The sequence below is a fragment of the Magnetococcales bacterium genome (assembly GCA_015231925.1).
GTDB lineage: Bacteria > Pseudomonadota > Magnetococcia > Magnetococcales > JADGAQ01 > JADGAQ01.
In genome coordinates, this window is the sequence record JADGAQ010000277.1 from 1 (window position 1) to 4,139 (window position 4,139).

The 4,139-nt window shown below is 62.7% G+C and carries 2 protein-coding genes; both read left to right on the top strand.

The window, feature by feature from the left end:
- On the top strand, positions 1 to 3,230 hold a 3,230-nt coding region (locus HQL56_18630; protein MBF0311532.1), incomplete at its 5' end, for a DUF927 domain-containing protein.
- A 250-nt stretch (positions 3,231 to 3,480) separates the two neighbouring features.
- Positions 3,481 to 4,131: a Holliday junction branch migration protein RuvA gene (ruvA, locus tag HQL56_18635; GenBank protein MBF0311533.1), complete on the top strand. Its 651-nt coding sequence runs from the start codon at positions 3,481 to 3,483 to the stop codon at positions 4,129 to 4,131.
- Positions 4,132 to 4,139 lie beyond the last annotated feature (8 nt).

The following is a 4,139-nucleotide window of genomic DNA, read 5'->3' on the forward strand; positions in this document are numbered from 1 at the left end:
CTGTGACGCTGAAACAGGTTGGCTCCCGGCTTGAGGCCTGCTGTCCCTTCCATCGGGAGGATACCCCCTCCTTCAAGGTCGATGCGAACAAACAGCTCTGGAAGTGCTTCGGTTGCGGCAAAGGCGGGGATGCCATCGCCTTCGTGCAGGAGTGGCTGGGGCTGGACTTCAACGCCGCCCTGGCCTACCTCGACGGCGGCGCCGGTGGGGATCCCCCTACGGTGGCTCCGGCACGCGCCCAACGGCGCAATCCCTTGCAGGACTGGAAAGCCATCCTGCCCGTTCCGGATGACGCTCCCACCCCTCTGCTCACCCACAAACGGCTCGGCAAACCGTCCGCCTCCTGGGCTTATCACGATGCCGAAGGGCGCTTGCTCTTTGCTGTCTTCCGCTTCGAACAGGAGATCGACGGCAAACCGAAAAAAGAGATCCTGCCGCAGTGCTATTGCCGCAACGAGAAGAACGGGCAACAGGCCTGGCAGTGGAAGGGGGTTGAAATCCCCCGGCCGCTTTTCGGGCTCGATCTTCTGGCCAAAGCCGATCCCTCCTGCTCCGTGCTGCTGGTGGAAGGCGAAAAAACCGCCGTCGCGGCTCGCGCCCTCGGCCTGGGGGATTACGTGGTGATGACCTGGCCAGGGGGTGCGGACGGTACCGGGTGTGCCGACTGGTCCCCCCTGGCGGGGCGCAACGTGGTCTGCTGGCCGGATAACGACGCCATCGGTTTCAAGGCCATGGCGGATATCGGCGAGGCCCTGCGTAAAGTGGGTTGCCGGGTGCGCCAGGTGGCCATTCCGCCGGACTTCCCCCCCAAATGGGATCTGGCCGATGCCCTTCCCGAAGGTTGGGATATTGCCGCTGTGCGGGCGCTGCTGGTGGAGGATTGGGTGGCATCGGCCACACCTCCCCCCATCGAGGCGATTCCCCCGGCCAGCTTCGCGCATCCCTCCTTCGGGCCTCCCTCGCGGGTGTCGCCTTTCGGTGAGGCGGAGGACAAGATTCTCTTCTACGTCTGCGATGTCGAAGGGGGGCGCAGCCTGACCCTCACCTGGTCCTTTCGGGCCTCCGATCCGGCGCAAACGGCGTGGCGCTGGCTGGAACCCATCCAGCCTTATCCGCTCTTCAACCTGGCCGCATTGGGCCGCAGCAAGGCGGATCAACCGGTGCTGCTCTGCCCGGACCTTGCCGGGGCCCATTTCGCCTTGGGTTGCGACTTCTTCCCCTACGTGCCGATGGGGCTTTGGGGTGCGACGGACAAGATCGACTACGCTCCCCTTGCCGGGCGCACCGTGGTCTTGTGGTCCCCCAACACCGAAGCGGACCGAACGGCCACCGAAGCCTTTGGCATCGGTCTGCGCAAGCTGGGCTGCCGGGTGCGACTGGTGCAGCTCCCCCCGGACTTCCCTCCCGGCTGGCGGCTGGGGCAGGCCTTGCCCGAGGGCTGGTCCAGAGAGGGACTCAAGCCGTTGCTGGATCCGGAAAAACGCAAGGGGGATCCCCGCTTCAAACTGTTCAAGGATCGGCCAAATTATCCGGATGGGGTCTACTTCGAGGCCCGGGATCCGGATGGTATGCCGCTGCCCCCGGAGTGGATCTGCTCCCCCCTGCGCATCGTGGCGCAAACCTCGGACAAACACGACGAGAACCACGGGCGGCTGCTGGAATTCGAATCGTCCAAGGGGCAGAAGCATTCCTGGGTGATGCCTTCCAAGCTGCTCGCCGGGGATGGCAGGGCCTACCGGGAGTATCTGATGTCCGCCGGACTGCGCATTTCCACCCGCGCCGGGGCGCGCAAGCGGCTCGATGAATACCTGCAGAACGCCACACCGGATCGCTGGTTACGCTGTGTGGATTGTACCGGCTGGGCCGGCGGGGCCTTCGTGCTGCCCCACAAGGTGGTGGGGCTCGCTGCCGACAGCGTCATCTACCAGGACAACAACGGCGTGGCGCTGGATCTTTCGGGATTCACCGCTTCGGGCACTCTGGAACAGTGGAAACAGGATGTGGCGGGGCTGTGTCCCGGCAACGATTTGTTGCTGCTGGCCGTATCCATGGCCTTTGCCGGGCCGCTGCTGCATCGGGTCAAGGAGGAGGGAGGGGGCATCAACATCAAAGGGCCATCCTCCATCGGCAAAAGCACGTTGTTGAAGGCTGCAACCTCCGTCTGGGGCAATGGCCATCTCATCCAGTCCTGGCGGGCCACCGGCAACGGGCTGGAAGCGGTGGCCACCCGACACAACGATCTGCTCTTGTGCCTCGATGAGCTGGGGGAGGTGGATCCGCGTGAGGCGGGCAACATCGCCTACATGCTGGCCAACGGGGCGGGCAAACTGCGAGCGGGCAAGGAGGGCAATCTGCGGGCTCCGGCCAAGTGGCGATTGCTGTTTCTCTCCACCGGGGAACTCGGTCTGGCCGATCACATGGCGGCTGCCGGATTGCGGCATCGCGCCGGGCAGGAGTTGCGTCTGGTCGATCTCGAAGCCGATGCCGGCAAAGGGCTGGGCATCTATCAGGATCTGCGGGGTTTCCCCTCCGGAGAGCGACTGACGGCCGCTCTGCGCTCCAGGGTCCATGCCTGCCATGGTACGGCGGGGCTGGCCTTCCTGACTCGACTGGTCGAGGGCAACTTCTGCCTGGACAAGATCGACTCCTTTCGCAGGGCCTTCACGGGCCATCTCTGGATGAATATCGGGCCGCAAGCCTCCCGTGTGGCTTCGCGCTTCTCCCTCATCGCCGCTGCCGGAGAGGTGGCCACCGCGCTGGGCATCACCGGCTGGCAGGAGGGAGAGGCCTATCACGCCTGCATGCGGCTCTTTCAGGGCTGGGTGGATTCCAGGGCGGTTTCGGGCGGGGCCTCCCTGGAAAGCAATGCCATCATCGCCCAGGTGCGGCAGTACCTGGAGATGCACGGGGCCTCCCGCTTCCAGGACTTCGCCGAATCCGACAAACCCGTTTTCAACCGGGTGGGCTTTCGGCGGGGCATGCAAGGCATGGGGGATGTGGTCTTCGACTACTTCATCCTGCCGGAATCCTTCCGTTCCGAAGTCTGCAAGGGTTACGATCCGAGCCACGTTACCAAGGTATTGGGCGGGCTCAAGTGGTTGGTTATGGACAAAAACGATGGCAAGCCACAATCCCGAGTGCGACTTCCTGGTATGGGGGTGAAGCGGGTTTTCCACCTCTCCGGGGCGGCCATGCAGGATGCCGTATCGGCCAATGAGGAGGCCGCATGAACGAATGGATGGCAAAAATCGTGGGCAACAATGGGCAACATGGGCAACATGAGCGATATCAACAGGTTATTTGTTGCCCATCTGTTGCCCATTTTCCAAACGTGGGCAACAAGGCCTGTTGCCCGTGTTGCCCATTCACGTAAAAAATAGGCAACAGAATTACCTTTTAAAAACAACGTGTTGCCCATGTTGCCCATTGTTGCCCACATTTTTTATCAGTTTGAATTTCAATCACGCGAAAGGAGACGAAATGATCACGCAACTGAAGGGGATTCTGATCGAAAAAGATCCGGATCGGGCCGTTCTGGACGTGGGGGGCGTGTGCTACGAACTCCTCATATCCCAGGGAACCTTCAACAAACTCAGACCGTTGGGGGATGCCTGCCACCTTTTCACGGAGCTTCGGGTTCCCGAGGGGGACATCCGTCTGTACGGCTTCGCCACGCGCGACGAACGCACCCTGTTCAACCTGCTGACCACCGTTCCCGGCATCGGGCCGAAGTTTGCGTTGGCCATTCTGGGGGTTTTTGATCCCGTGCTGTTTGCGGATCTGATCAAAGCGGGGGATCACAAGCGGCTGTTACTGGTTCCGGGCATCGGTCTGCGCAATGCGCAACGGCTGTGCGTCGATCTCAAGGAACGGCTTCCCGTCTTTGGTGGCGTGGCAGGCAATGCCGCCGCTCTGGCCGCGCTACGCAAGGAGGTGCATGCCGGTCTCCTGCGGCTGGGCTATCGTCGGGAGCAGGTGGACGAGGTGGTTCACAGCCTGCCGGGTGACATTCAGGATGCCGCAGAGGCCATGAAGCTGATGTTGAGGGCGCTTGCTCCTCCCGAGAATGACGAGGGCCGGAGCTTCCCGGTAGTGCCGGTGGCTGTCTCCAGCGGCAGAAGGAGGATTTGAGATGGGAT

Bases quoted from the DNA above. Each gene is read 5' to 3' on its own strand.
- ruvA (MBF0311533.1), top strand. From the start codon at position 3,481: ATGATCACGCAACTGAAGGGGATTCTGATCGAAAAAGATCCGGATCGG.